Source organism: Rhodococcus sp. NPDC076796, assembly GCF_040702765.1.
Lineage (GTDB): Bacteria > Actinomycetota > Actinomycetes > Mycobacteriales > Mycobacteriaceae > Rhodococcoides.
This window is the reverse complement of sequence record NZ_JBFBMS010000004.1, coordinates 176,376-199,807: the sequence shown is the minus strand read 5'-3', so window position 1 is coordinate 199,807 and position 23,432 is coordinate 176,376. Positions and strand designations below refer to the sequence as shown.

Annotated in this window: 34 protein-coding genes; 18 read left to right on the top strand and 16 right to left on the bottom strand. The window is 64.3% G+C overall.

Annotated elements, in window-relative coordinates:
- Positions 1–3 precede the first annotated feature (3 nt).
- The 3 genes from AB0366_RS14965 to AB0366_RS14955 are packed head-to-tail and all read right to left on the bottom strand — an operon-like array spanning position 4 to position 1,178.
- On the bottom strand, positions 4–117 hold the full coding sequence (locus AB0366_RS14965; protein WP_259468091.1) for a potassium-transporting ATPase subunit F: 114 nt from the start codon (positions 115–117) through the stop codon (positions 4–6).
- 60 nt (positions 118–177) lie between these two features.
- Positions 178–636: a hypothetical protein gene (locus AB0366_RS14960; RefSeq protein ID WP_121871521.1), complete on the bottom strand. Its 459-nt coding sequence runs from the start codon at positions 634–636 to the stop codon at positions 178–180.
- Entirely contained in the window at positions 621–1,178 is a 558-nt protein-coding gene (locus AB0366_RS14955; protein ID WP_121871522.1) for a sigma-70 family RNA polymerase sigma factor, read from the bottom strand. Before AB0366_RS14955 ends, AB0366_RS14960 begins: the two co-directional genes overlap by 16 nt.
- A gap of 174 nt (positions 1,179–1,352) precedes the next feature.
- On the opposite strand from AB0366_RS14955, the gene AB0366_RS14950 reads away from it, so the two are divergent.
- Genes AB0366_RS14950 through AB0366_RS14920 form a run of 7 tightly spaced genes read left to right on the top strand, consistent with a single transcriptional unit; the run spans position 1,353 to position 4,090 of the window.
- Positions 1,353–1,844 carry an Asp23/Gls24 family envelope stress response protein gene (locus tag AB0366_RS14950; RefSeq protein ID WP_121871523.1) on the top strand — a complete coding sequence of 164 codons (492 nt, stop codon included), beginning with the start codon at positions 1,353–1,355 and terminating at the stop codon, positions 1,842–1,844.
- Between the two features lie 11 nt (positions 1,845–1,855).
- Positions 1,856–2,131, top strand: coding sequence for an Asp23/Gls24 family envelope stress response protein (locus AB0366_RS14945; RefSeq protein ID WP_121872801.1), 276 nt, complete (start codon positions 1,856–1,858; stop codon positions 2,129–2,131).
- 4 nt (positions 2,132–2,135) lie between these two features.
- On the top strand, positions 2,136–2,420 hold the full coding sequence (locus tag AB0366_RS14940) for a hypothetical protein (protein ID WP_128646075.1): 285 nt from the start codon (positions 2,136–2,138) through the stop codon (positions 2,418–2,420).
- A 15-nt stretch (positions 2,421–2,435) separates the two neighbouring features.
- On the top strand, positions 2,436–2,615 hold the full coding sequence (locus AB0366_RS14935) for a hypothetical protein (RefSeq protein ID WP_027495126.1): 180 nt from the start codon (positions 2,436–2,438) through the stop codon (positions 2,613–2,615).
- Positions 2,608–2,976, top strand: coding sequence for an Asp23/Gls24 family envelope stress response protein (locus AB0366_RS14930; protein WP_183130307.1), 369 nt, complete (start codon positions 2,608–2,610; stop codon positions 2,974–2,976). Before AB0366_RS14935 ends, AB0366_RS14930 begins: the two co-directional genes overlap by 8 nt.
- The gene (locus AB0366_RS14925) at positions 2,973–3,515 is read left to right on the top strand and encodes a DUF6286 domain-containing protein (RefSeq protein ID WP_366244601.1); all 543 of its coding nucleotides are present in this window, start codon (positions 2,973–2,975) and stop codon (positions 3,513–3,515) included. Before AB0366_RS14930 ends, AB0366_RS14925 begins: the two co-directional genes overlap by 4 nt.
- Positions 3,512–4,090 carry a hypothetical protein gene (locus tag AB0366_RS14920; RefSeq protein ID WP_366244600.1) on the top strand — a complete coding sequence of 193 codons (579 nt, stop codon included), beginning with the start codon at positions 3,512–3,514 and terminating at the stop codon, positions 4,088–4,090. The genes AB0366_RS14925 and AB0366_RS14920 overlap by 4 nt, the downstream gene beginning before the upstream one ends.
- Here the strand turns inward: AB0366_RS14920 and AB0366_RS14915 are convergent.
- Genes AB0366_RS14915 through AB0366_RS14905 form a run of 3 tightly spaced genes read right to left on the bottom strand, consistent with a single transcriptional unit; the run spans position 4,083 to position 7,678 of the window.
- The gene (locus AB0366_RS14915) at positions 4,083–5,057 is read right to left on the bottom strand and encodes an endonuclease/exonuclease/phosphatase family protein (protein ID WP_366244599.1); all 975 of its coding nucleotides are present in this window, start codon (positions 5,055–5,057) and stop codon (positions 4,083–4,085) included. The genes AB0366_RS14920 and AB0366_RS14915 overlap by 8 nt on opposite strands.
- A gap of 14 nt (positions 5,058–5,071) precedes the next feature.
- A complete protein-coding gene (locus AB0366_RS14910; RefSeq protein WP_366244598.1) occupies positions 5,072–6,370 on the bottom strand; it encodes a lipase family protein in 1,299 nt (432 codons plus the stop codon).
- A 60-nt stretch (positions 6,371–6,430) separates the two neighbouring features.
- Positions 6,431–7,678, bottom strand: coding sequence for an HNH endonuclease (locus AB0366_RS14905; RefSeq protein WP_366244596.1), 1,248 nt, complete (start codon positions 7,676–7,678; stop codon positions 6,431–6,433).
- Positions 7,679–7,917: 239 nt separating this feature from the next.
- On the opposite strand from AB0366_RS14905, the gene AB0366_RS14900 reads away from it, so the two are divergent.
- Together AB0366_RS14900 and AB0366_RS14895 are read left to right on the top strand one after the other, a co-directional pair.
- Positions 7,918–9,177 (top strand): molybdopterin-dependent oxidoreductase, encoded by a 1,260-nt coding sequence (locus tag AB0366_RS14900; protein WP_366244941.1) that lies wholly within the window; start codon positions 7,918–7,920, stop codon positions 9,175–9,177.
- A 96-nt stretch (positions 9,178–9,273) separates the two neighbouring features.
- The gene (locus AB0366_RS14895) at positions 9,274–9,900 is read left to right on the top strand and encodes a hypothetical protein (RefSeq protein ID WP_366244595.1); all 627 of its coding nucleotides are present in this window, start codon (positions 9,274–9,276) and stop codon (positions 9,898–9,900) included.
- Here the strand turns inward: AB0366_RS14895 and AB0366_RS14890 are convergent.
- Positions 9,897–10,658, bottom strand: coding sequence for a class I SAM-dependent methyltransferase (locus tag AB0366_RS14890; protein ID WP_366244594.1), 762 nt, complete (start codon positions 10,656–10,658; stop codon positions 9,897–9,899). The two genes, AB0366_RS14895 and AB0366_RS14890, sit on opposite strands and share 4 nt — an antisense overlap.
- A gap of 97 nt (positions 10,659–10,755) precedes the next feature.
- Between AB0366_RS14890 and AB0366_RS14885 the strand changes: the two genes are divergently transcribed.
- Entirely contained in the window at positions 10,756–12,006 is a 1,251-nt protein-coding gene (locus tag AB0366_RS14885; RefSeq protein WP_314143661.1) for an Nramp family divalent metal transporter, read from the top strand.
- On the opposite strand, the gene AB0366_RS14880 is transcribed toward AB0366_RS14885, so the two are convergent.
- Together AB0366_RS14880 and AB0366_RS14875 are read right to left on the bottom strand one after the other, a co-directional pair.
- Positions 12,003–12,446 carry an SRPBCC family protein gene (locus AB0366_RS14880; protein ID WP_121871534.1) on the bottom strand — a complete coding sequence of 148 codons (444 nt, stop codon included), beginning with the start codon at positions 12,444–12,446 and terminating at the stop codon, positions 12,003–12,005. The genes AB0366_RS14885 and AB0366_RS14880 overlap by 4 nt on opposite strands.
- A 53-nt stretch (positions 12,447–12,499) precedes the next feature.
- On the bottom strand, positions 12,500–13,369 hold the full coding sequence (locus AB0366_RS14875) for a D-2-hydroxyacid dehydrogenase (RefSeq protein ID WP_366244593.1): 870 nt from the start codon (positions 13,367–13,369) through the stop codon (positions 12,500–12,502).
- Between the two features lie 113 nt (positions 13,370–13,482).
- Here AB0366_RS14875 and AB0366_RS14870 point away from each other — a divergent pair, with 113 nt between their 5' ends.
- Together AB0366_RS14870 and AB0366_RS14865 are read left to right on the top strand one after the other, a co-directional pair.
- Positions 13,483–13,989: a GNAT family N-acetyltransferase gene (locus tag AB0366_RS14870; protein ID WP_366244591.1), complete on the top strand. Its 507-nt coding sequence runs from the start codon at positions 13,483–13,485 to the stop codon at positions 13,987–13,989.
- Between the two features lie 10 nt (positions 13,990–13,999).
- Positions 14,000–14,560: a sugar O-acetyltransferase gene (locus AB0366_RS14865; RefSeq protein ID WP_366244590.1), complete on the top strand. Its 561-nt coding sequence runs from the start codon at positions 14,000–14,002 to the stop codon at positions 14,558–14,560.
- Here AB0366_RS14865 and AB0366_RS14860 read toward each other — a convergent pair.
- Together AB0366_RS14860 and AB0366_RS14855 are read right to left on the bottom strand one after the other, a co-directional pair.
- Positions 14,552–16,135 carry an ABC transporter permease gene (locus tag AB0366_RS14860; protein ID WP_366244589.1) on the bottom strand — a complete coding sequence of 528 codons (1,584 nt, stop codon included), beginning with the start codon at positions 16,133–16,135 and terminating at the stop codon, positions 14,552–14,554. The two genes, AB0366_RS14865 and AB0366_RS14860, sit on opposite strands and share 9 nt — an antisense overlap.
- Positions 16,132–16,854 (bottom strand): ABC transporter ATP-binding protein, encoded by a 723-nt coding sequence (locus tag AB0366_RS14855; protein WP_237668936.1) that lies wholly within the window; start codon positions 16,852–16,854, stop codon positions 16,132–16,134. The genes AB0366_RS14860 and AB0366_RS14855 overlap by 4 nt, the downstream gene beginning before the upstream one ends.
- Positions 16,855–16,967: 113 nt before the next feature.
- Between AB0366_RS14855 and AB0366_RS14850 the strand changes: the two genes are divergently transcribed.
- Positions 16,968–17,771, top strand: a complete 804-nt coding sequence (locus tag AB0366_RS14850; RefSeq protein ID WP_366244588.1) for an SDR family oxidoreductase — start codon at positions 16,968–16,970, stop codon at positions 17,769–17,771.
- Between the two features lie 6 nt (positions 17,772–17,777).
- Here the strand turns inward: AB0366_RS14850 and AB0366_RS14845 are convergent, their stop codons facing one another.
- A complete protein-coding gene (locus tag AB0366_RS14845) occupies positions 17,778–18,560 on the bottom strand; it encodes a pirin family protein (RefSeq protein ID WP_366244587.1) in 783 nt (260 codons plus the stop codon).
- Between the two features lie 34 nt (positions 18,561–18,594).
- Complete coding sequence (locus AB0366_RS14840) at positions 18,595–19,086, bottom strand: VOC family protein (protein WP_366244586.1); 492 nt, start codon at positions 19,084–19,086, stop codon at positions 18,595–18,597.
- A gap of 85 nt (positions 19,087–19,171) precedes the next feature.
- Here AB0366_RS14840 and AB0366_RS14835 point away from each other — a divergent pair, with 85 nt between their 5' ends.
- Together AB0366_RS14835 and AB0366_RS14830 are read left to right on the top strand one after the other, a co-directional pair.
- Positions 19,172–19,624, top strand: coding sequence for a MarR family transcriptional regulator (locus AB0366_RS14835; protein WP_366244585.1), 453 nt, complete (start codon positions 19,172–19,174; stop codon positions 19,622–19,624).
- Entirely contained in the window at positions 19,621–20,343 is a 723-nt protein-coding gene (locus AB0366_RS14830) for a pirin family protein (protein WP_366244584.1), read from the top strand. The genes AB0366_RS14835 and AB0366_RS14830 overlap by 4 nt, the downstream gene beginning before the upstream one ends.
- Before the next feature lie 10 nt (positions 20,344–20,353).
- Here AB0366_RS14830 and AB0366_RS14825 read toward each other — a convergent pair whose 3' ends face one another.
- A complete protein-coding gene (locus tag AB0366_RS14825) occupies positions 20,354–20,764 on the bottom strand; it encodes a MarR family transcriptional regulator (RefSeq protein WP_366244583.1) in 411 nt (136 codons plus the stop codon).
- Here AB0366_RS14825 and AB0366_RS14820 point away from each other — a divergent pair.
- From AB0366_RS14820 to AB0366_RS14810, 3 genes are read left to right on the top strand one after another with little or no spacing between them, the layout of a single operon-like run.
- Complete coding sequence (locus AB0366_RS14820) at positions 20,763–21,134, top strand: VOC family protein (protein WP_366244581.1); 372 nt, start codon at positions 20,763–20,765, stop codon at positions 21,132–21,134. The genes AB0366_RS14825 and AB0366_RS14820 overlap by 2 nt on opposite strands.
- A 48-nt stretch (positions 21,135–21,182) precedes the next feature.
- Positions 21,183–21,770 (top strand): helix-turn-helix domain-containing protein, encoded by a 588-nt coding sequence (locus AB0366_RS14815; protein WP_366244580.1) that lies wholly within the window; start codon positions 21,183–21,185, stop codon positions 21,768–21,770.
- A gap of 8 nt (positions 21,771–21,778) precedes the next feature.
- Positions 21,779–21,991: a hypothetical protein gene (locus AB0366_RS14810; protein WP_366244579.1), complete on the top strand. Its 213-nt coding sequence runs from the start codon at positions 21,779–21,781 to the stop codon at positions 21,989–21,991.
- Positions 21,992–22,001: 10 nt separating this feature from the next.
- Here AB0366_RS14810 and AB0366_RS14805 read toward each other — a convergent pair whose 3' ends face one another.
- Entirely contained in the window at positions 22,002–22,352 is a 351-nt protein-coding gene (locus tag AB0366_RS14805; protein WP_366244578.1) for a GNAT family N-acetyltransferase, read from the bottom strand.
- A gap of 134 nt (positions 22,353–22,486) precedes the next feature.
- Positions 22,487–23,428, bottom strand: coding sequence for a DUF808 domain-containing protein (locus AB0366_RS14800; protein WP_366244577.1), 942 nt, complete (start codon positions 23,426–23,428; stop codon positions 22,487–22,489).
- Positions 23,429–23,432 lie beyond the last annotated feature (4 nt).

Sequence of the window (23,432 nt, the reverse complement as noted above, 5' to 3'; positions counted from 1 at the left end):
GCGTCAGAACCTCTCCGGGTCGAGGAGAGCGACGAACAGGTACACCGCGACGAACGCGGCCACCGCGAGACAGAGCAATTCGGTCATTGCTCGATCCTGAATCCCGCCACCGGCCACAGCCGGTTTCCTTACGCTTTCTTACGCCGCCAACCAGCGGCTATGACGCAATATTTACGCCTACCGCTCTTCGATGTCGTCGACGCGGACCTCGACGACGTCGCGATCGAGGGTGGCACCCAGCAGATCCGTCACGACATCGATCGCGATACGCGCGAGCTCGTCGCCCGCGGCCTGCAGATCGACGCCGTACACCCCGATCACCGCTATGAACAGGCCGATGCAGGCATGGTCGTCGAGGTGGAGGTCGATCTCGGTCGGTTGTGCGCCGTGAACGCCCGCGAGGGCGCGCCGAAGCGTCGTCTTGACGATGTGGTCGCTGATCTTCAGCGTGTCACCGGTCCCGGCTTCTGAACCGGGAGGGAAGGCGCTGTCGATGGGCCACGTACGCCGAGTGGTGTTGCGTACCTTCGCGATGATGGACGAGCTGATGTCCACCCAATTGGGTTCCTGCGGTGCGTCCCGAAGTTCGGTGGCAGCACGCGCGAGAACCGAATCCGGCTCTACTGGGTTCGCCATGTTGCCAACCTTTCGCTCAATGTTGCTCGTGCTCTGGTCAACTGACCGCGTACCGCTCCTGCGGACAACGTCATGATCGCGCCGATCTCGGGGTGAGTCAGGCCCTCGACCTCGCGGAGCAGCCAGCAGGCTCGCTGACGGTAGGGCAATTCGGCCAGTGCGACTCCGAGCTCGGCCATGAAGCTGTCGGCCTCGACGTCCGCTTCCGGATCGCTGCCTGCGCCGGTGCTCTTGCGCTCGAACACCCAGTCCTCCGCAGGAGGCACGCTACGCCGTCGTCGGTGATCGACCACCTTGTGCGAGACCAGCGAGAACAGCCACGTCCTCAACGCCGAGTCCCCTCGAAAGTTGTCCAGACCCTTCCACGCTGCGACGAAGGAGTCCTGCACCACCTCCTCGGCCGCACCCTGATCGGACAGCATGTTGCGCGCGTACCGGAACATCTCCGGGCCGTAGCGCCGGACGATCTCCTCGAACGCATCCGTCTCGCCGAGCGCGGCTGCGCCGACGAGTACGCGGTCCGATGCATCAACCCACTCCATCGGGCCCCCAGTTCACGTAGCGGTCATCGATCACGCATGTCTTCGATACCGGTTTACCAGCGGACGTAATCTATGACGTAGGTCACTTTATCCGGACGTGCGTTTCGGTCATCGACCTACGACCAACTCCTGACACACACTCTGCACGACACAAACGACGAAGAGAGGCATTCAATGAGCTCCACGACGGACAACAAGGCAACCGTATCGGCAGCAGGCGAAGGCAAGACCGACATCACCACCAAGTCGGACTCCGTGCTCGTCAGCTCGCAGGGTCGCACCACCATTGCCGATACCGTCGTCTCCAAGATCGCCGGCATCGCCACCCGTGAGGTCCAGGGAGTGCATGCAGTCGGCGGCGGAGCAAGCCGCGCGATCGGTGCCCTCCGCGAGCGCATCCCCGGTGCCCGCGTCAACCAGTCGCAGGGCGTCTCGGTCGAGGTCGGCGAGCGTCAGGCAGCCGTCGACATCGACATCGTCGCCGACTACGGAGTGTCGATCGCAGATCTCGCAGCAGGCATCCGACGCAACGTCATCAATGCCGTCGAGCGTATGACCGGGCTCGAGGTCACCGAGGTCAACATCGTCGTCCACGACATCTTCCTCGACGACGGCTCCGAGGACGACGACACCACCACCGAGCCCGCCACCACCCGAGTGCAGTGACCGATCCGCACATGACGGAGCGTGACAGGTCCGAGGACATCGCCGACGCCGTTCTGGCGATCGACGGTGTCGTCGGGCTGCACGGCGGCATGTTCGGCGAAGCCGCGACGTACCTACCCGGACGCAGGATCGCCGGCATCCGAATCGGGGAGAACGGAACCGAGGTTCACGTCACTCTCGAATTCGGGGTTGCGGTCCGCGAGACCGCCGATGCCGTGCGTCGCACAGTTGCGGCGATGGTCGACGGGCCCGTGCACGTCACCGTCGAGGACATTGTGCGAGTCTGACCAGGTGAACGAGCATGCAGCGCACGACCGAGCCGCCGCGTACAAGGCGGCTCGGCGCGCTGTGGCACGCGAACACCACCCCGACATCGGTGGAGATCCGGCCCGGTACATGGCCGAGCTCGCCGCTGTCGATCGAAGATTCGCTGTACTGCCCTCGACCCCTGTCAACGCAGCGAGTGCACCGACGGCATTCCGCGCGTCCTCGATTCCATCCCCCCTACGCACACTTCCCAAGCGGATCGCTCGCATCCGCAAACGCGTCACCAGACGCAACTACTTCGAACTCTGAGTGGAGATCAAGACCATGACCACTGCAACCATCGGTTTGTTCGTGGGACTTCTGCTGGCCATCGCCGCAGCGGCAGGCGGCTTCACCGGCTTCCTCATCGCCATCGTTCTCGGTGGCCTCGGCTTCTTCGTCGGCCGCTACATCGACGGCGAACTGGACCTGAACTCGATCATGCGTGGTCGCGGTCGTGACTGAGACAGCCGCAGTAGACCCCGGTGAGCGGGGCTCGCTGGAGATCAAGCACAAGGCCGTCGAGCGTCTCGCCGTCCTGGCTGCCCGCAGCACCGACGCGGTCGCCGGGCCCCAGCCTGGACTACGCGTCCTCGGTGGGCGTGACCTGCCCAAGGCCGACGTGACGATCAGCGGCTCCCGCGTTCGCGCACAGGTCGCAGTGGCGGTCACCTGGCCCTCGCCGCTGGCGACGGTGGCCGCGAACGTTCGCGCCGCTGTGGCACGGGACCTGTCCGAACTGGGCACCTACACCGTCGACCGAGTCGACGTCACCGTCCAGTGCGTGCCCGCCGAGGCCACCCATGAAGAAGGGAGAGTGCAATGATCGAGAAGGCAAGCAAGAAGCCGGTAGCGAACCCCACCGCAGCCGTACCCGCAATTCTGTTCGCACTCGTCCTCATCGGTGCCGGAGTGGTCCTCGGCCGCGAGGCGCTGCTGAACCTCGGTGCCATCGACGGCCCCGAGTGGGTCGGCCCCGCCGCCACGAACCTGGACGGACTCACCGCCCAGTCGTGGATGCTGCCGGGAGGAATCGCCGCAGTCGTCGTCGGGTTCATTCTCGTCTTCGTTGCCATTCGTCCACGCCGACGCACCCACCGCGCCCTCTCCGAGCAGGACGTCTGGCTCCGCAAGGGCGACGTCGCAGCCGTTGCCCGCACCGCCGCTCTCGACAGCGTCGGCGTCGATTCCGCGACCGCCAAAGCCGGCAACAAGAAGGTCACTGTCGCCGTGAACACCGTCTCCGGCACGGACACCTCGGAGCTGAAGTCCTCCGTTGTCACCTCCGTGGACGACGCCCTCCGCCCACTCGCGTCGGCTCCGAAGGTCCGCACCCGAGTGCGAACGACAGGACAAGCCTCATGAAACGCGCTACCGCGTCCGTCGACCGAACCAGCACCGCCCTCGTCGGCCTTGCCCTGATCGCCCTCGGCGGCGGAGCGATCGCCTGGGAGCGCGGAGAACTTCCCGGCCGCGAACGTCTCGACGCAGCGTTCGTCGACACCGCCGTCGACGCCGGCTGGTGGCCCTGGGCTCTCGGAGCAGCCGCCATCGTCCTCGTTCTGCTAGGGCTGTGGTGGCTACTCGCGCACCTGCCGCGCCGTTCGGTCGGCACCGTCGCCTTCGCCTCCACAGCGGATGCGGATGTCGACGGTCGGCTCAGCGTCGACCTGGGCACCGCTGCCCGAAGCGCCGCGAAGTCCCTGGCCACTCACGAAGGTGTCGTATCGGCAACCGGCCGTTCGGTGTCCGACCGCGGGCAGAGAGTCGTCGAGATCACCGCGACACTCGACCCCGCAGTGACATCGCTCGACAAGGTGGCAGGCGCGGCAGCACAGATGCGCAACGACATCGTCACTTCCCTCGACGGAACACCGGCAGCCGTCCGAATCCTGCTGCAATGCGGCAAGTCTCGAAAGCAGGCAGTTCGCGTCAGCTGACGCGTGCGGAGAACTCGATCTCCCCGATCAACCCGTGGTGGTCCGATCCGGGGAGATCGATTCGCTCCAGAGACCGAGCGTGGCCGGTGTTGGTGAGGATGTGGTCGATGCCGACGACTGCGGGTGTCCCTTTGTCGGTGGGATACGTGGGAATCAATCCCTTCCCCAATTGCGCTGCCGCGTCGGAGTATCCGGCATCGAGCAGGTTGCGGAACTTCTTGTGCGAATACGTCGTGTTGAAGTCGCCGCTGACGATCACCGGGCCGCTGACCGACGCCGCCTCCAAATCGTTTCGGAGCGTGTCCAATTCGGCGGTCCAGATGTCGGCCGGGGTGATGTAGGCGGGACCGGGATGCACGGCCAGCAGCGTGACCGGCTCGGAACCGGGAACCTCGACCTCGGTGGCTAGATTCACCGGGCCGTATCCGTCGAGTTCACGGTTGCCCGAGATCGGGAGTCGGCTGTAGATTCCGGCTCCGCCGCCGCCGGTCACGTGCGGCTGCAGATAGCTGTAGGGGAAGAGTTCCTCCATGCCCGCGTCGCGGAGGCCGACCACCGACGCGTCGGTCAATTCCTGAATCGTGACGATATCGACGGCGCTGTCGCGAGCCTGACCGACCACGACAGTTGGATCGGCCAGCCCGATCATCAGATTCGCCTGCATCACGCGCAACCGCACGCCATCCGACTCCTCGGGTGCCGCGTCCGCCACGTAGAGCGGTGCGTAGGCAAATGCGCCTGCAGCAAGCACGAGCGCGGACACTCCCGCCAGAACCCAGCGCCGACCGATCAACGCCACCAGGGCACCGAACACGACGGCGGCGAACATCAACGGAACGAACGACGCGAGCGCGATCAGGACATTGACTCGGGTGTCGGTGTAGTAGACGCCCAGAGCAGCGAGCCCGGTGACGATGCCCAGAATGGCGATCGTGCCGGTGAGTATTCGTATCCAGGTTCGTTGCATCGGCCCTAGGGTAGCTACGCCCGGATTCCGACGACCAGTGCTGTGATGGTCGTCCAGGTCAGCGACAACAATCCGCGCACCGCCGAGAGCGAGAACGCTGTGGACCACACCGTTCGTGTCGACGGTTCTTCGACCGGCAGTCCGGCGAATCGATCGGCCAACCAGTCCAGCGTCAACGGCGCACTGAGCGGGTGCAGCGACAGGTGTTCGCTCAGCCGATCCCGTAGATAGGTCACGTGGGCTCCGGCCTCGATGTACCGATCCACCTGCCCGTCCACGTCGTCGACGGCGATGATCTGATCGTGCACCGACTGAACGACCAGCAGCGGTGCCGTCGGAGCCGTTCGTCCCGGCTGAATGTCCTGGAACACCTGCACGATCTCGGGCAGAGCCAGCAGATCGGCCAACGGAACGTCGATGTAGCGATCCAGATCGTGCCGCGCGAGGCGGGTGACAGCGCGGACGGTGGTCATCTTCTCGACGGAATCGAGAATGCGCATTCCGTCCTCGTTGACGTACTGGCGGATGACCCGGTCCAGCTCGGGATAGGTGCGCCGCAGACCCGCAACCACCAGAGTCGGCAGCGCCGAATGGAACGTTGCGTTCAGCCTGGTGAACGCCGAACCAGGATCTCCGACGGGGGAGCCGAGGGCGGCACCGACCAGTTCGATCTCCGGTGCGTATTCCGGTGCCATCTCCGCCGCCCAGGACGTCGCGAGTCCGCCGCCCGAGTAGCCCCACAGCGCTACCGGCGTGCTCGAATGCAGGTCCAGCGGCTCGAACGACAGCGCCGCGCGAACGGCGTCGAGCGTGCAGAACCCGGGTTCCTGCGGCGAACCCCAATGTCCGTCGGGACCCTCGTGATCCGGGATCGAGATGGTCCACCCACGGCGCAGGGCATGCAGGACAAGCAGGAACTCGAACTGCGGTACCGCACCGAACGCCCGCGAACCACGCCGAAGCGCGTACGACGGGAAGCACGAGGATGCGACACCGTCGATCGCACACTGATACGACAGCAGTACCGGCTCGGCGTCCCGCGGGCGCAGCACCGTCGTGACGCTGGCCTGGGGAAAACCACCGAGATCAGCGGTGCGATAGAGCAGCTGCCACGCGTCGACTCGCTGGCGCACGCGACCGAACATCGCGACCTCGACCGGCCGAACCTTCAGTATCGTCCCGGGTGGAGCTGCTTCGTAGCCCCCGGGCGCGGCGTAGAAGGGGTCGTCCTCGGGCCTGGTCGCGTCGCTCCGGCTCGGTGCTCGTTCCACCGGCCAGGGCGTTTCGTCCCCCAATGATCTGTCGACGCTCATGTCCCACCGCTTCTTGTCCGAGTCTCGTCGTCACACTAACTTGCCCTCGACGACCCCATTTCATGCAGCCTGCTGCCAATTGGTGATCAGGACATCGGTCGCATAGCTGAGGTCGAGGCCTTCACCACCCCAGTTCGGGACGATGGCGTCGGGTGCGATCCCGTCGTATCGTCGCCTGATCTCGTCTGCGTCTCCCGACACTGCGGGAGCATGGATGATCTCGGTACCCGATGGATGGTGAAACGAGAAGCGTTGATCTCCAAGGGCTTCGATGAAGAAGTAGCCGTCGTGCAACGCTCGATGGTGTTCGCCGCAGAGCAGGACCAGGTTGTCCAGTGACGTAGCACCGCCACGTGAGCGGTAGGTGACGTGGTGCGCATGCAGAAATCGGGTGCGCCCGCACCCGGGCACCGTGCAGCATCGATCCCGAATGATCAACTGACGCAACTGGGTTCGGCTCGGGGCTTTCGCAGTTGGACTCCACCGCACGGTCTTACCCAGCCGGCCGTGGCCGACAGTCCGCATGACCGCAGAGCACAGCACCTGAGCGAGAGTCTCGTCGTCGAGGCCGGGCCCGTCGTCGAAATGAGCATGATCGCATCCGGCATCGGTGCTGTTGCCGAGATGGACCAGCACTTCCGCGGCCGGTGAGACGACCGGTGAATCGACGGCAGCGCACACCATCTCGGCCATCGCGATCATCGCCGGCACCGGGTTGGGCGGGGCCGGGGCGGCCCGGTCACCCTCGGATTCGCCCTCGGCTCGGGTCCGCTCGTACTCCGCCCTCGTCAATGCAGCGAGAAACCGCTTGCCGTCCTCGGGCCGAAAGCGTGCCGTCAGCACGAGCGAGCCGTCGTCCTCGTCCCAGCGCCACCGCCCCGTGCACGGATCGACGTCGACGCCGTTGCCCCTGGTCGGACGCATCGCCTTCTTCAGACCACGGCAGAGACGTTCGATGTGCGCAGCGGGTGCATCGAGCGCCTTCTGCAGCAGCGACGCCTCGTTCTCGGCCGTGGCCACCCGAGTCATGGCACGCACCTTCGAGTACGAGATCGTGCCGCTCAGGTACGCCGAGGTGATCAGCGGCAACTCTCGCATGGCTTTGGCCACCCGCACCTGCTCACGAGCGGTGTGCAGATCGACTCCCGCACGCCAGGACAACCAGTGCGCACAGGACCGCACTTCCCAGGCCGCCCATCCGCGTCGAGCATCGAACTCACCTACCAGAATCAGATACTGCGCCGACGCCGCAGCAATCTGACCTGCCAGAGCACAGATTTCGGTCTCGATATCCTTCATGTCCATCATGAACGCCCCCATTCATCGAATGCATGTTCGAGAAATGTACGACGAGGCACCGACAGAAACGTCCCCACGATGCGCGACGCGTCCCCGCGGGGACGTTTCGGGCTTGCTTTCCGGCGCGCGGGCCCGATACTGACACCAGATGCTGGTTCCGAGCGAGCGGAGGGCGGTAGGCGCACGTGAGCGACGACCCACCGGCACGCGAGCAGGCCACGAGACATCCGGCACTGCCTGGGCAGCGAATGCCCTACATGGCCGACGCACGCAACTCACTCATGCGCTTTCGCAGTCCACTGCGCAGCACGTGGTTGACGTCGCTGTTCGGCGCGGTTCTGCTCGTTGCGCTGCCGATCATCACGGTGACGGGGTTGCTCTCGTACAGCGCCTATGGACCGCAGTTCGGCCAGGCCCGGCCCGGTGCCGTGGGGTGGTTGCGGTTGCCGTACTTCGACTGGCCCACCAACCCCGCCTGGCTGTTCCAGCTCACACAGGGCCTGCACGTCGGGCTCGGCCTGATCATCGTGCCGCTCGTCATCGCCAAACTCTGGTCGGTGATGCCCAAGCTCGTCGAACTACCACCGGTCCGATCGCCTGCGCATGCGCTCGAACGATTGTCGCTGTTGGCACTGGTCGGTGGCTTGCTGTTCGAGATCGTCACCGGTGTTCTCAACATCCAGTACGACTACGTGTTCGGTTTCGACTTCTACGCCGCCCACTACTTCGGTGCCTGGGTGTTCATCTCCGGATTCCTCGTACACCTCGGGCTCAAGGTCCCGCTGATGTGGCGAACCCTGAGGTCGGAGTCGTTGATGGACGTGTTGCGCGCCAGGAACGAAGCTCCGGACAAGCAGAACGACGACAAGCAGAACGACGACAACCCTCCGGCGACCATGAGTCGACGCGGTGCCATCGGATTGGTCGCTGCCGGAATGGGTTTCGTTGCCGTGTTGACGGTCGGACAGACGCTCGGCGGAGTGCTGCGCAAGGCCGCGATCCTGCTGCCCCGCGGACGCTCGTACGGTGACGGCCCCAACGACTTCCAGATCAACCGAACGGCCGAAGCTGCGGGGATCACCGAGGCGCAGACCGGGGCCGACTGGCAACTGACGATCAGCAGCGCAGCCGAGGACGCCGTTCCGATCGTGTTGTCCCGAGGCAGGCTGCTGTCGATGCCGCAGCGCACTGCCGAACTTCCGATCGCGTGCGTCGAAGGATGGTCCACCACGCAGACGTGGACCGGTGTCCCGTTGGCCGAACTCGCCGCGCTGGCAGGCGTGCCCGCACCGCGATCGGCCGAGGTGAGCTCGCTGGAGCAGAACGGAGCCTTCACCCGTGCGGTGCTGCAGGGAAATCAAGCGGCGCATCCGAATTCGTTGCTGGCCTTGAAAGTCAACGGTGTCGACCTCTCGCTCGATCACGGATTCCCAGCGCGCGTGATCGTGCCTGCACTTCCTGGCGTCCACAACACCAAATGGGTTGCTCGCATCGTGTTCCGTTCGTGACTTCCGGCTGTGCACTTTTCAAAGCCCCTTGAATGGTAAAGAATCTTTCTTCGGTGGCCCGCGGGGCCGCCGACGAGGGTGTGCTCCCTCGCCTGGATGATTTCCGAAGGTCATGCCACGAAGCTTGCTTTGTCCAGAGGCCTGCTCGCCGCAAGCGCAGCTCTCACGCTGCTGTTCGCTGCAGGCTGTTCGTCGTCCGAAGCCGGCAACGCCGTCGCCGCAGACACCACCACCGCATCATCGATCTCCGCCGCTCCCAGCACCACCGACGACGTCTCGGGCCAAGAGGGAATCGACGCCGGTGGTTCCACCGACATCGATGTCGAGATCGGTCAATGCGTTCGGCTCGGCGGGACGATGACGGCCGCCACCATCGAGAACGCCGAATGCGGCAGCATGGAATCGAACTACAAGGTCATTGCCAAGGCCGAGCAGAACGAGCAGTGCCCCACCGACGTGAATCAGACCTACTACGAAACGCTCGACGGTGTCGAGCAGGGCGCATTGTGCCTCGACGTCGACTGGGTTGTCGACGGCTGCATGAGCGTGCCCTCCGTGGGTATGGACGAGCCCGCACGAGTGGACTGCGGCGACCCCAGTGCGACCGACGTCGAACAGGTCACCGAGATCAAGACCGGTACCGCCGATCCCAACGAATGCCCCCAGGGCGGATTCGCTTACGAAGCCAGGCAATTCGTCGTCTGCACCACGACGATCTCCTAGTCGAGCCGCGCCGTCACCATCTGCGTGACGTAGCGGTAATCCACGTAGCTGTGGCGGGCGATGGCCGCGTGCACTGCGCCCAGGACCTCGCCGCGGCGCCCGTCGTCCAGGGCGAGATGGCTCGAGTACGTGGCGGCCAAGGCGCAGAATTCGTCTGCGGAGTAGCGCTGGACCCACTCGTACGTCGAGGTCGTCCACGAACCGAAGCCGGCAGCGCGGGGCACGTTCGACTCCGGTTGCGCACCGAGAGAACGCACCAACAGGTGTGCCGCTTCGGGCTCGGTTGCGTCGTAGGCCGCCCTGACCGCTTCCCATGCCGGGCCTTCGAGGTCGCCTGGCATGTTCCACCACAACCGAAGGGCACCGCCGGGGACCAACGCGCGGGCCGCCACTGCAGCTCCTTGCTCGTGGTTCACCCAATGCCAGGATTGGGCGGCAACGACCAGATCGAACGCCGCCGCCGGGGCTGCACAATCCTCGAACCGCGACACCTGCACTTCGACGTCGAGGTTCTCGGTGCGCCGCCGAACCAGCTCTGCCATAGCCGAATCCGGTTCCACCGCAACAACGGACGCGCCGAGTTCAGCCAACGCAACAGTGGCTTTGCCGGTACCTGCCCCCGCCTCGAGCACTCGCAGCCCGTCGCCTGCAGCGATGTCCGCGTACAGCTCGGCCGGGTAGCCGGGACGGGCCCGGTCGTAGTTCTCGGCAACCTTGCCGAAGCTCAATGCACGCGATGACTGCTGTCCGTCGGTCACCGCATCAACGGTACCGAGCGTCGACTTGCCAGGAACCGTGCGTTTCATAAAGAGTGAGACAGGTCACTGAGCAGCCCCCGGCACGCGAGGAGAATCGATGACCGAGACCACTGCACCTCCGAAGTGGAAGGTGGTCGGCCCCGGATTGGTGGTCGCCGCAACCGGTATCGGAGCCGCGGACCTCGTCGCGACGTTGGTGGCAGGCTCACGCTACGGCTACGCACTGCTCTGGGTCATCATCGTCGGTGTCGTCATGAAAGTCGTTCTGGTGGAAGGTGCCGGCCGCTACACGTTGGCGTCGGGCAACACGATCTTTCAGGGCTGGCGTTCGCTGGGTAAGTGGACGACGGTGTATTTCGCGCCCTACATCGTGATCTGGGGATTCGTCTACGGCGCTGCGGCGATGTCGTCGAGCGCGCTGCCGATCGTCGCGTTGTTCCCCGCGTTGGAACTCAAGGTCGTCGCCATCGCATCCGGGCTCCTCGGGTTCGCGTTGATCTGGCTGGGTAGCTACGGGTTCTTCGAGAAGATCATCACCGTCTTCGTCGGCATCATGTTCGTGACCGTGATCGGCGCTGCAGTCGTGGCGGTTCCGAACGTTCCCGCGATCGTCAAGGGCATCGTCCCCACCATTCCCGACGGCTCGATCGTGTACGTCCTCGGCCTCGCCGGTGGCGTCGGTGGCACCATCACGCTCGCCGCCTACGGCTACTGGCTACGCGAAAAAGGCTGGATCACACCGAAATTCATGCGCGTCATGCGTATCGACAATTCGATGGCCTACGTCATCTCGGGCATCTTCGTCCTCGCGATGCTCATCGTCGGTGCCGAACTGCTGTACTCGTCGCAGATCGCGATCTCCACCGGCGATCAGGGCTTGATTCAACTCTCCGACGTGCTGGCCGAACGCTACGGCACGGTGTTCGGCTACGTGTTCCTCATCGGATTCTGGTCGGCGTCGTTCTCGTCGCTGATCGGGGTGTGGAACGGCGTGAGCCTGATGTTCGCGGACTTCGTCGGCAATCTGAAGGGGCTCGAACAGGGTCACCCGGAAACGCGCGTCGGCGGCAAGTACTTCCGTTGGTACGTTGCGTGGCTGACATTCCCGCCCATGGCGTTGCTGTGGCTGGACCAACCGATCGGGCTCGTCCTGACATACGGCGTCCTCGGGGCGGTGTTCATGCCGTTCCTGGCGGTGACGCTGCTGATTCTGCTCAACAGCGATCGCGTGCCGAAGCAGTGGCGAAACGGCTGGTTCACCAACCTCACGCTTGGTGTCTGCGCATTCCTGTTCGCGTGGCTCGCCGTCGACCAGGTCTTGGATGCCCTCGACAAGTACGTGTACTAGTCGGCCGCTTCCAGGCGGGCCCGCAGCGTCGACTCCGTGTGCTTGATCGCCTGACCCACAACGGGTTCCACTACAGCGCCGAGCACCTTGCCCGCGATTCCGCCGGGCAGGCTGTAGCGGAACACCACATCCAGACGGGTACCGCCGTCTGCGGTATCGGAGAACGACCACGTGGACGAGTTGGACAGGCCCTCGACTGATTCGAGCGTCAGCCTCTCGTTGTGGACCCATTCGGTGACGTGCACAACGGAGGTGAGGGCCTTCGGACCGATCTGCATCGTCGCGTCGTACCTGGCACCGAGCCCCGAAGTGACCTCGCTCGTCGGCTCGAAACGGGTGATGCCGAACATCCACTGCGGGACGTTCCTGAAGTCGTCCATATAGGCGAACGCCGCGTCGCGACTGGTCGACGCCACGGCCGAACGATTGATTTCACGCACTCGTGCACCCTAGTACACGCTACGGAGTGTTACGCATACTTTGACGGTCCGTTTCAGCGCCGTACGTATCCCGCCCGCTTGTCCACCAGGTTCACCAGTGCCGAACCACGGACGTACCGCTGGAGGTTGTCCTCGAACATCGCCCACAGACGCTCGGCGAAGTCGTCGGCGTCGCCCGCCAGATGCGCGGTCAGGATGACGTTGTCCATGCCCCACAGCGGGCTCGTGTCCGGCAGTGGTTCGACCTCGAACACGTCGAGCACTGCCCACCCGATGGCTCCGGCAGCGAGGGCGTCGCACAGGGCCTGTTCGTCGACGACGGGTCCGCGGGCGATATTGACCAGGCCTGCATCGGAACGCATGGCCGAGAGAACCTCCGCGTCGACAAGTCCACGTGTGGCGTCGGTCAACGGTGTCGCCAGCACGATCACGTCGTATTCGCCTGCATACGCCGGCAATTGTCCGACGTTTCGGATTCGCGAGAACTCCGAATCGCCTGCCCGCTCGGACGTTGCCGCGGCCTCGACGCGCATACCGAGTGCGCCGAGCACCCGGCCGATCTCGCGTCCGATCGAACCGGGACCGACAACGAGAGCGGCGCGACCGTGAATACCGGTGGTACCACTGTGTTCCCAGACTCGCTCGCGCTGTCGAGCAAGCGCTCGGGGCAGCTTCTTGACCGAGGCCAGAATGCCGGCTGCAACGTACTCGGCGATCGCCCGGTCGAGGATGCCACCGGAATTGGTCAGCATCCACGGGCTTTCGCGCAGAACCGGATCCAGCAGTCGATCGACGCCTGCGCTCGACGCATGGATCCAGCGAAGGTTCTCGGCATCGGGCCAGACGGCTCGTAGATCGGCGGTCTCGAAGGTCCGAAACAGCAGCACCTCGGCCCACGACACCGCACCGGCGAGTTCATCCATCGAGCAGCTTCGGAAGTCGACTCCATCGATCGCCGGCAAGGACCTTCTGTCCGAATCACTCTCGACCACAAGCACGTTGACCATGACAGCTACTCTTTCCGTACCATGGCACCGTGCTCACCGTAGAACCCGCAACTGCCGCCGACGCAGCAACGATACTCGGCCTCCGGCACGCAGCCGAGGACTGGCTCTCGGATCGAGGAATCGATCAGTGGGTGCCACGCGAGGTACCCCTCGCGACTGTCGCTGCGCAGATCGAGGCAGGGGAGTTCCACGTCGCCCGGCACCATCCCACCGGCCCGGTAGTCGCAGCACTGCGCTTGATCGGATCCGATCCGATCATCTGGCCCGAGCAGGACGAACTGGCATGCTACGTCCACGGATTGGTGATCGACAGAAGCGAGGCGGGCACCGGGCTCGGCGCGGCACTGCTCGAGTGGGCGTCGGAGCAGACCCGCCGGGAAGGACGCTCGCTGCTGCGTCTGGACTGCGCCGAGACCAACGGTGCGTTGCGCAGCTACTACCTGAATCAGGGGTTTCGCTACGTCGGCCGCCGCGAGTTCGCCGACGGCAGTTCGTGGTTCAGCGTGGCCCTGTTCGAGAAGTCGACCGATCGGTAGTGTCTCGTCCATGGGCGAGAACCGGGATCGAATGCTGCGCGGAGAGCTGTACCGAGACAACGATCCCGATCTGGTGGCGTCTCGGGTGGCGTGCGGGAAGCTGCTCGACCGATTCAACGCAACCGAGGCAGACCGGACCGAAGAACGACGCGAGATTCTCGGCGAGTTGCTCGGATCCATCGGAGAGGATTCGTGGATCATGCCGAGGTTCCAATGCGATTACGGCACATACATTTCCATCGGATCGAACAGTTTCCTCAATTACGACGCAATCCTGCTGGACTGCGCACCCATCACCATCGGTGACGATGTATCGATCGGGCCTCGGGCACAACTGCTGACGGCGCTGCACCCCATGGAGGATCACGAGGCGCGCCGAACACGCTGGGAGAGTGCTTCTCCCATCACCATAGGGAACAACGTCTGGCTGGGCGGCGGGGTCATCGTCTGCCCGGGAGTCACGATCGGCGACAACTCGGTGATCGGTGCCGGCAGCGTCGTCACCCGGGATGTGCCGTCGCACACCTTCGCTGCAGGCAACCCGTGTAAGGCAATCCGCGCCCTACCGTGAGATCACCTCGTGCAGGATCTTGTCGGAGTCACGGACCAGCGTGTCGACGGCCATCCGCGCACCCCACCACATTCCCAGCCACCCGATCGCCGCGGCCACGGGAACGGACAGATACGCGAAGGCACCAGGGAGGAGTAGTGCCAGCAGCAGAGCGGGCACTACCGACAGGCCGAGTACGACCATCGACAGCAAGACCAAGGCGAACGACCCTCCGTTGAACGACCCTCGGGTGTTCAACGAAAAGGCCTTGGTGGGTTCGGGAACCGGATAGGCGGCACGGACCGAGACCATGACGATGAGTCCAGCGCTGACGCCGAGCATCGACAACGTCACCGAGATGGGGACTGCCAACCGGTCGAGTCCGAGGTCGCCGAAGACGCGGACGACCGCCGTGGGCACGATCGCAAAGGGTGCGGCCATGATCAGCCAGGCGATCTGCCGACCACGGACGTCGTCGCGCAGAGCTTGCGGAATCATCACCAGGTGCCACATCGAACCGCCGTCGAGGCCGTACAGGTTCGATCCCGCGCCCATCGCCATGAAGATCACGATCCACGCACCCCACGCTGCGCTGAACGGAATCGAGTCGGTCACCAACGGACCGACACCTCCGAGCACCGCGAAGATGAGGACCGACAACAGCTGGCTCCGACGACGCATATCGCCACGCCACAGGGCCAGCTCACGCATCACCACCGCCCCGACACGGGTGGCGCGCCAACCGCGATCGCCGTTGTGTCCGTTCGCTGCCATCTGCTTGCGTGACGCGCCGTACGAGGCGGACACCCGTCCCTCGAAGAGCCGCAGCACAAGTCGCTGCCACGACCACACCAAGACGACATCGAGTACCAGCAGTCCCGCCACTGCGGCGATCGCCAGCAGCCAGTTGCCGTCGAGCGCAGCATCCACTCCGGTGATTCCCCAGCTGAAGGGAATCGAATGTGCCAGCGTCAAAGGCCATGTCACTTCACCCGACAGCACTCGAGAAAAATTCTGAGTGAGGGGGAACTGCAGGAAGTACAGACTGCCGAACACCGCACCGAACGCCAGCAGAGCAAACTCTCGACTGCGCCGGCTCTTCAGTAGCTGAGACATCGCCACGGTGACCACCCTGGACAACGTCACGAAGAGCACGACGGTCGCAGGCCAGGCCACCAGGGCAAGCGGAAGAGTTGCGAGAGAACGCGATACGGCATAGATCGGGATCGCCGCGGTCGCGATGGCCGTCAACGGCACCACCATGCCGTATGCCGACGTGGTCAACAACGCCCTCGCCAGGCGTGCGGGTTCCACCGACAGCATCTGGAAGTGGCGGGGCTGAATGTTGTCGTCGGAGATCCCCGAGAGCACCGGGAACAGCACCCAGCTCAGGCCGATCAGCGTCAACCCGAGACTCGCGGTGCCGCCGACCAACACCTGCGAGGCTTCACTGCGTGCGGACAACACACATGCCACGACGGCGAAGACCAGCCCCAGCACCCCGAAGACGGTTTTCACCACTGCTTGGCCGCCCTTGAACTGCCTGCGGTAGAGCGTGATTCGCATCTGCAGGGCGGTGCGACCGAGGGACGTCACGAGCGCATCCAGGACAGGCCGTCGGGGTTCTGCTCGCGAGTACCGACCAGACGAACGAAGGCGTCGTCCAGGCTTCCGCCGGCGCGGACCTCGTCCACCGTTCCCGCCGCCACGACGCGGCCGCCGGTGATGACGCCGACGTGAGTGCAGAGTTGCTCGACGAGCGCCATCACATGACTCGACAGGATCACCGACCCGCCGGAGCGGACGAACTGGACCAGAATGTTGCGAATCGTGGTGGAGGAGATGGGGTCGACCGCCTCGAAGGGCTCGTCCAGCACGAGCAGTCGCGGTCCGTGCAGCAGCGCCGAGGCCAGTCCGATCTTCTTGGTCATGCCCGCGGAGTAGTCGGCGATGACGGTTCCCCCGGCGTCCGCCAGATCCAGCGCGTCCAACAGCTCGTCTCGACGCTGTGCGATCACGTCCTCGGGCATCGCGCGCAGCCGTCCGAAGTACGTCAGAAGCTCGTGGCCGGTGAACTGCGATGGCAGAGCGAGCCCGTCGGGGAGCACGCCCAGCAGTTCTTTCGCTGCGATGGGATCGGCCCAGACGTCGCGTCCGAACACCAGACTTCGGCCGTACTGCGGCCTGAGCAGACCGACCGCCATGGACAGGCACGTCGTCTTACCTGCGCCGTTGGGGCCGACGAGCCCGAACATCGATCCGGGTGGCACCATCAGAGAGAGGTCGTCGACGGCAACCTTGGGGCCGAAGGCCATACACAGGTGCTCGATCAGCAGGGCAGCAGAATTCGTTTGCACGCGTAACAGACTAACCGGTATGGGCCGGTTCGTCATCCGGTCCGAATCGTCCGTCCCGGTACCATCTGGGCATGAATCGCACCGCAGTGATCACCGGAGCTTCGTCGGGTATCGGACGCGCGGTCGCGCAGGCGCTCGTCGCCCGGGGCTATCGAGTGATCGGCACCTCCCGCAATCCCACGTCGATGTCCGACGCGCAGCGGGCCACCGGCGTCGAGTATCGCGCTCTCGACCTCACCGATGCCGACTCGATCCGCACCTTCGTTGCCGATCTCGGTGAGGTCGACGTCCTGGTCAACAACGCCGGCGAGAGTCAGTCCGGGCCGTTCGAGGAGCTGCCGACCGATGCCATCGAGCGACTCTTCCAGTTGAACGTCTTCGGCGCAGTGACGCTGTCGCAGGGCGTCATTCCCGGTATGCGGGAGCGCGGATACGGCCGCATCGTGATGGTCGGATCGATGTTGGCCAGCTTCCCACTTGCCTATCGCTCGTCCTACGCCTCGACGAAGGCCGCCATCAAAGGCTTCTCCGATGCGGCGCGCCTTGAACTCTCGCCCTACGGCGTGTGGATGACCACCGTCGAGCCGGGGTCGATCAACACCGGGATCAGTGAGCGACGAACCAAGTACATCGCACCGGATTCGGTCCACCGAGACGACTTCCACACCGCGATCTCGTCCCTGGATCGCAAGGAAGGAAGCGGCATCTCCGCCGAGGAAGTCGCCGAGGTGGTGTTGAAGGCCATCGAGGCGGACAAGCCGAAACCGTTGTACGCCAGAGGAAGCAACGCGCCGGTCGTGTTTCTGGCGCGGCGGTTGCTTCCGGCGACCTTCATGGAGAAGACGATCGCGAAGATGTTCGGCCTGAAGCGGTAGACGACCTCACCCGGCGATCGCGGCGTGCATCTCCCACACGATCACTTCGGCTCCGGTGGCGGTGCTCAGCTTCTGACCGCCGCCGCCGGAGATCCGCACGGCATCGCCCTCGGCGAGTACGCCGACACCTTCGAGCATCGCTTCACCCTGAGCGACGAAGATGTGCACGAACGGGGCGTCGGGAATATCGACTGGGGCTTGTCCGGGTTGCAGACGTGCAGCGTGCATTGCGGCGTACTTGTTCTTGATGCGGATCGCCGCGTGGTCGGCGTGATGAGCCATGCCTGACGCCACGGGAACCAATCCACCACTGAGCAATTCGCCATCTATTTCGAGTTGCTCGTAGCCGGGCGTGATGCCCTGCTCGTCGGGCACCACCCACATCTGGACGAATCGAACGGGATCGCCGTGCTTGCCCGAGTACGAGCCGGCGGTCTCACCGAGTCGCCACGAGTCGTTCTTCTCCGAGTGCAGGATTCCCGTGCCTGCGCTCATGCGCTGCGCGAGACCGGGGTAGATGACGCCGGAGTGGCCCATCGAATCCTGGTGCACCAGCGAACCCTGTAGCACCCAGGTCACGATCTCCATGTCGCGGTGCGGGTGGGTGTCGAATCCTTGCCCGGGAGTGACGATGTCGTCGTTGTTGACCATCAACACGCCGTGGTGGGTGTTGCCACGATCGACGTGGTTGCCGAAGGAGAAGGAGTGCTTGGAGTCGAGCCAGCCGATCTTGGTCTTGAATCGGTCGTCGGCCCGTCGGACGTCGAGTTGCGTTGCTGCAGAGGTCATATCGTGTGCCTCGAATCGTGAAGTGTGTGGGATCTCAGAGGACGTGCGAGCCGTACATCTCGCCGAGTGGATCGGCGATCAGTTCGAGGCGGGCACCGTCGGGGTCGCGGAAGTACAGCGAGACCTCGCTGTGCTCGATCAGTTCGATTCCGGCGTCGATCAGTTTGGTACGCAGGTGTTCCCACTTGGTGGGCTCGACGCTGATAGCCACGTGATGGAGGCCGCCGAGCACCTCCGCGTACGGTCCGACGTCGAGTCCGGGAAAGTCGAAGAATGCGAGCAGGTTGCTGTTGCCGATGTCGAAGAAGAAGTGCGAAGAGCCCGGGTAGTCGCGGTTCTCGATGAGCTCGGTGAGCGGGAACTCGAGCAGATCCTGATAGAAGCGCACTGTTGCCTCGACGTCGCTGCTGACCAACGCGGTGTGATGGAGGCCGCGAGCCGACGACGCCGGCCGTTCACCGGCAGGCTTCAGGTGCTGGGCGCGGATGCGGTCGCGCTCGATGGTGTGCTGATCTGCCTCGGTCATCGCTCTACCCTTCGGTCAAGTAGTTGCTTCGTCAACTACCGAGAACAGTACACTCAGTAGTTGCGTTGTCAACTACTATGGGTTCATGGAATCCCCACGGTGGCTCAGCCAGGACGAACAGCTGGCCTGGCGCGCATACCTCGACGCGACGCGGCTGCTGCTTCGCGATCTCGACAATCAGCTCACGCGCGACTCCGGGATCTCGTTCACCGACTTCGAGCTGCTGGTGGTGCTCTCCGAAGCTCCTGATCGCCGACGCCGCATGAGCGAACTCGCCGACGCTGTCACCACCACTCGCAGCGGTGTCACCAGGGCCATCAGCCGGCTCGTCGACTGCGGTTGGGTCCGACGCGTCAAGTGCGACGACGACAAACGAGGAATGTCTGCCGAGATCACCGAGGCCGGGCTCAGCACCCTCGCCGAGGCCAGTCCAGGGCACGTCGAGGCGGTGCGGAGGAACATGTTCGACCTGTTGGACCCCAATGACCTGGGCGCACTGACCCGAACGTTCTCGGCAATGCGGAACCACGCGTCGTGACACTCACCCACATTCCCGGGGATCGACGGCATCACTGGTGGAACGAATGGCTCGATTCCAAGCAGTCTTTCCCCGCCACCGGCAACTACGATCTGGCGGCGAACGCGCACGGGCTGCTGATGGTGCACAACGAGGACACCGTCTTTCCGGGTGAAGGATTCGACTCGCACGAGCACCGGAACATGGAGATCCTCACCTGGGTACTCGAAGGCACGCTCGAACACACGGACTCCGAGGGCCACAGCGGGCTGATCCGCCCCGGGCTGATTCAACGCATGAGCGCAGGCACCGGTATCCGCCACACCGAACGCAACGCATCGAGCCTGACCAGCCGCGACAAGCTACGCGTCGTGCAGATGTGGATCCCGCCCGATGCCGACGGGCGGGTGCCGTCGTACGACGAGCTCGACGTGCGGGACGAGCTGGCGTCCGGCGAGCTCGTCTGCGTCGCATCGGGAATGCCGGGGAGGGCCGGCATACGCATCGGCAATCGCTTTGCGGCACTGCACGTTGCGCGACTCCGGCCCGGACAGTCGATCACCGTTCCCGACGCGCCGTTCGGTCACGTCTTCGTCGCCGACGGTTCAGCGGCGTTCGAGGACATCGGCGATCTCGCCCAGGGTGACGCGGTGCGACTGACCGATACCGGCGGACACCGAGTGACAGCATCGACTGCGAGCGAGATCATGATCTGGGAAATGCACGCGGAGTTCGCCTGAGGGACTGTCTTCACTTCTCGGCATGCTCCAACGCGTCCGCACAGGCACTCAGTCCTCGAAGCATCGACTGCCGGTCCCTGTCCGAGAGTGATTCGATCATCGTTTGCTCCACCTCGGCAACTGCGGTCGATGCACGCTGGAGACGTTGGAGCCCCTGCTGGGTGACGTGGAGACGTTGCTCGCGTCCGGCCCCGACGATCTCCACCAAGCCCTCGCGCGTGAGTCCGGCCAACAGCTGATGCGTCGCCTGTCGGGTGACGAACACTCCCCGCGCGAGCTCGGCATTGGACAACCCCGGTCGATGAGCGAGTAGTTCGAGGCTCGAATACTGCGGCACCGTCATGTCCAGCTGTCGCAGTCGCTCGTCCATCGCCGAGCGCAACGCGGAGGTCGCCCGCTTGAGGGCGTATCCGATCGACATGAACGACACCACCGTCTCCGGCCCCAGCTTTCTCGCCCTGCAGGTACGCGATCTCGAGGCGAGCGCCGACTTCTACGAATCGCGACTGGGCCTCGTCCGCGCACCCCAGGCACCACCCGGAGCAGTGGTGTTCACAACCTCGCCGATACCGTTCGCCGTCCGAAACCCAGCTCCCGGAACCGATCTCGACAGCGGGCAGCCCGGCCTGGGGGTCGCGCTATGGCTCACGTGCGTAGACGCCGAGGCGTTGCACGAAGCACTGGCCGCCGCCGACGTACCCATCCTGACAGCACCCTTCGACGGACCCTTCGGAAAGACCTTTGTCCTGCAAGACCCCGACGGATACGCCGTGACCGTGCACAGCAGCTAGTTCCGAAAGAACTATTGCGAAATATTTCTTTCGGGTTATGGTTGACGCATGAGCCCACCACCTCCCGGCAGGACGCCACGGAAGCTGACGGACATGTCCGAGCTCAAGGCGCTGACGCATCCCATTCGGCTGCGGCTTCTCTACGCATTGCGGGCCAACAAGTCGATGACGGCGACCCAGCTCGGCGATCTGGTGGACGAGTCGCCCGCCTCGGTGAGCTATCACCTGCGCAAACTCGCCGAACACGGGTTCGTCAAAGAGGTCGAGAACGGATCGGACAAGCGTCAGCGCTGGTGGTCGGAGGCCAACGAGGGAGGGTTCAGCTGGTCCGAGAACGACTTCTCGGACTCACCCGAATCACTGTCGGTTGCCAAGGCGTCCAAGGACTCCTGGTTGGCGCACCAGTGGTCTCGGCTACGCGACTTCGATCGGACATCCGAATCCTGGGGGCCGGAGTGGGTGGCGGCGGCGTTCAGCAGCGATGACGTTCTGCGGCTCACAGCGGAAGAAATGAAGACCATGGGCACGGAAATGCGTGCGGTCATCGACAAATGGCGTCGACACGGCGAGAACGCGACCTCGGGGGAGCGCGAACACGCAATGGTGCTGATGCACGGATTCCCCACTACACCATAGGAGTTGGCATGTATCCGTTCGATCCGCACACGTACCTTTTCCTGACCCGTCACCATCGCGACGAATGCATGCTCAGGGCCGAGCGACGCAGACTCGCTGCCGCACAACGTCGTCTACGCCGCGACGAGCTTCGTGTGCAACGGGCCTGGGCCGACTTGACGGCCTCGCTCGCCGACGTCTCCGAGTCGGAACGAAAGGTGCTCGAGCTGACCCATCGGTGACGAAAGCCGTTCAGAAGAGCTGCTTTTCGAGCCACACCTCGGCGTAGGGTTCGCTGTTGAATGCAGGGACGTCGACATAGCCGAGCCGCGAGTACAACCGCCGGGCCTCGACCAGATCAGCTCGGGTATCGAGTCGGATTCTGCTGCGGCCGGACTCTCGAACAATATTCTCGATATACCCGATCAACGATGCGCCGACGCCACCCCTCCGGCCGATCGGATCCACGAAGACACGCGTCAGTTCAGCAATGTCGTCTGAGATGAAACGTGCTCCACCGCAGCCGACGACGGACTGCTCAGCATGCGCCACTACGAATCTGCCCGAATCTCCGGCAAGGTCGTCGCTCGGTTCGTCCACCATGACTCGGAGCACTTCCTCGTCGGACGCCTCTCGACCGTAGAAACGCCCGACAATATCGGCGTTGTAGCGACGCAGAATATCTATCGCTGGTACCGATGACGGATCGACAACGGCAAATGTGATTGCCCGAGCCACTACTTCGCGGCAGCGCGCGTGGCGAGCACCTTCGAGATGCCCAGCTGCGCAGCGACGATGATGCCGCCCACGATCGCGCCGATGACCGCAGATGCGAGGGTGTTGACGATCCACGCCAGCACTCCGCCGACACCGGCGACTCCTCGCACTGCGTCTTCGCCGTGGTGCACGAGTTCGTAGATCGGATGGAATCCGAGCTCGTCGATTCCGACGAGCAGGATGTGTCCACCGACCCACAGCATCGCTGCGGTACCGACGACTGAGAGCACCGACATGACCTTCGGCATGGCCTTGACCAGGCCTCGGCCGAACTTCTCGACGAACCCGGTGGAGCCGTCGGCCAGCTTCAGACCGATATCGTCCATCTTCACGATCAGCGCGACGACTCCGTACACGACGATCGTGATGACCACGGCGACGACCGCCAGGATGATCAGTCGACTCCAGAAGCCCTCTGCAGCAATGGTGTCCAGTGCGATGACCATGATCTCGGCGGACAGAATCAGATCGGTGCGCACTGCTCCGGAGACAACGGTGTCCTCGTCGCGTGGCTCGTCCTCGGCGGCGGCGTGATGGTCGCCGTGACCGAAGAGTGCGCCCCAGATCTTGTGCGCGGCCTCGTAGCTGAGATAGCAGCCGCCGAGCATCAGAATGGGCGTCAACAGCCACGGCACGAACTGACTGAGCAGCAACGCGATCGGCAGAATGATCAACAGCTTGTTGCGCAACGAACCCACGGCGATGCGCTTGATGATGGGCAGTTCACGTTCGGCCGCGAGACCGCGGACGTACTGCGGCGTCACCGCTGCGTCGTCGATCACGACACCGGCCGCCTTCGCCGTCGCCTTACCGGTTGCTGCACCGACATCGTCGATGGATGCAGCGGCCAGACGCGCCAGCGCTGCCACGTCGTCGAGCAGGGCTACGAGTCCGCCGGCCATCACA

Bases quoted from the DNA above. Each gene is read 5' to 3' on its own strand.
- AB0366_RS14815 (WP_366244580.1), top strand. From the start codon at position 21,183: ATGAGCCCACCACCTCCCGGCAGGACGCCACGGAAGCTGACGGACATG.
- AB0366_RS14900 (WP_366244941.1), top strand. From the start codon at position 7,918: ATGCCCTACATGGCCGACGCACGCAACTCACTCATGCGCTTTCGCAGT.
- AB0366_RS14955 (WP_121871522.1), bottom strand. From the start codon at position 1,178: ATGGAGTGGGTTGATGCATCGGACCGCGTACTCGTCGGCGCAGCCGCG.
- AB0366_RS14865 (WP_366244590.1), top strand. From the start codon at position 14,000: ATGGGCGAGAACCGGGATCGAATGCTGCGCGGAGAGCTGTACCGAGAC.
- AB0366_RS14925 (WP_366244601.1), top strand. From the start codon at position 2,973: ATGATCGAGAAGGCAAGCAAGAAGCCGGTAGCGAACCCCACCGCAGCC.
- AB0366_RS14875 (WP_366244593.1), bottom strand. From the start codon at position 13,369: ATGGATGAACTCGCCGGTGCGGTGTCGTGGGCCGAGGTGCTGCTGTTT.
- AB0366_RS14915 (WP_366244599.1), bottom strand. From the start codon at position 5,057: ATGCAACGAACCTGGATACGAATACTCACCGGCACGATCGCCATTCTG.
- AB0366_RS14835 (WP_366244585.1), top strand. From the start codon at position 19,172: ATGGAATCCCCACGGTGGCTCAGCCAGGACGAACAGCTGGCCTGGCGC.
- AB0366_RS14810 (WP_366244579.1), top strand. From the start codon at position 21,779: ATGTATCCGTTCGATCCGCACACGTACCTTTTCCTGACCCGTCACCAT.
- AB0366_RS14885 (WP_314143661.1), top strand. From the start codon at position 10,756: ATGACCGAGACCACTGCACCTCCGAAGTGGAAGGTGGTCGGCCCCGGA.
- AB0366_RS14845 (WP_366244587.1), bottom strand. From the start codon at position 18,560: ATGACCTCTGCAGCAACGCAACTCGACGTCCGACGGGCCGACGACCGA.
- AB0366_RS14935 (WP_027495126.1), top strand. From the start codon at position 2,436: ATGACCACTGCAACCATCGGTTTGTTCGTGGGACTTCTGCTGGCCATC.
- AB0366_RS14800 (WP_366244577.1), bottom strand. From the start codon at position 23,428: ATGGCCGGCGGACTCGTAGCCCTGCTCGACGACGTGGCAGCGCTGGCG.
- AB0366_RS14895 (WP_366244595.1), top strand. From the start codon at position 9,274: ATGATTTCCGAAGGTCATGCCACGAAGCTTGCTTTGTCCAGAGGCCTG.
- AB0366_RS14920 (WP_366244600.1), top strand. From the start codon at position 3,512: ATGAAACGCGCTACCGCGTCCGTCGACCGAACCAGCACCGCCCTCGTC.
- AB0366_RS14805 (WP_366244578.1), bottom strand. From the start codon at position 22,352: ATGGTGGACGAACCGAGCGACGACCTTGCCGGAGATTCGGGCAGATTC.
- AB0366_RS14905 (WP_366244596.1), bottom strand. From the start codon at position 7,678: ATGATGGACATGAAGGATATCGAGACCGAAATCTGTGCTCTGGCAGGT.
- AB0366_RS14820 (WP_366244581.1), top strand. From the start codon at position 20,763: ATGAACGACACCACCGTCTCCGGCCCCAGCTTTCTCGCCCTGCAGGTA.
- AB0366_RS14850 (WP_366244588.1), top strand. From the start codon at position 16,968: ATGAATCGCACCGCAGTGATCACCGGAGCTTCGTCGGGTATCGGACGC.
- AB0366_RS14960 (WP_121871521.1), bottom strand. From the start codon at position 636: ATGGCGAACCCAGTAGAGCCGGATTCGGTTCTCGCGCGTGCTGCCACC.
- AB0366_RS14910 (WP_366244598.1), bottom strand. From the start codon at position 6,370: ATGAGCGTCGACAGATCATTGGGGGACGAAACGCCCTGGCCGGTGGAA.
- AB0366_RS14945 (WP_121872801.1), top strand. From the start codon at position 1,856: ATGACGGAGCGTGACAGGTCCGAGGACATCGCCGACGCCGTTCTGGCG.
- AB0366_RS14855 (WP_237668936.1), bottom strand. From the start codon at position 16,854: ATGGCCTTCGGCCCCAAGGTTGCCGTCGACGACCTCTCTCTGATGGTG.
- AB0366_RS14840 (WP_366244586.1), bottom strand. From the start codon at position 19,086: ATGACCGAGGCAGATCAGCACACCATCGAGCGCGACCGCATCCGCGCC.
- AB0366_RS14950 (WP_121871523.1), top strand. From the start codon at position 1,353: ATGAGCTCCACGACGGACAACAAGGCAACCGTATCGGCAGCAGGCGAA.
- AB0366_RS14825 (WP_366244583.1), bottom strand. From the start codon at position 20,764: ATGTCGATCGGATACGCCCTCAAGCGGGCGACCTCCGCGTTGCGCTCG.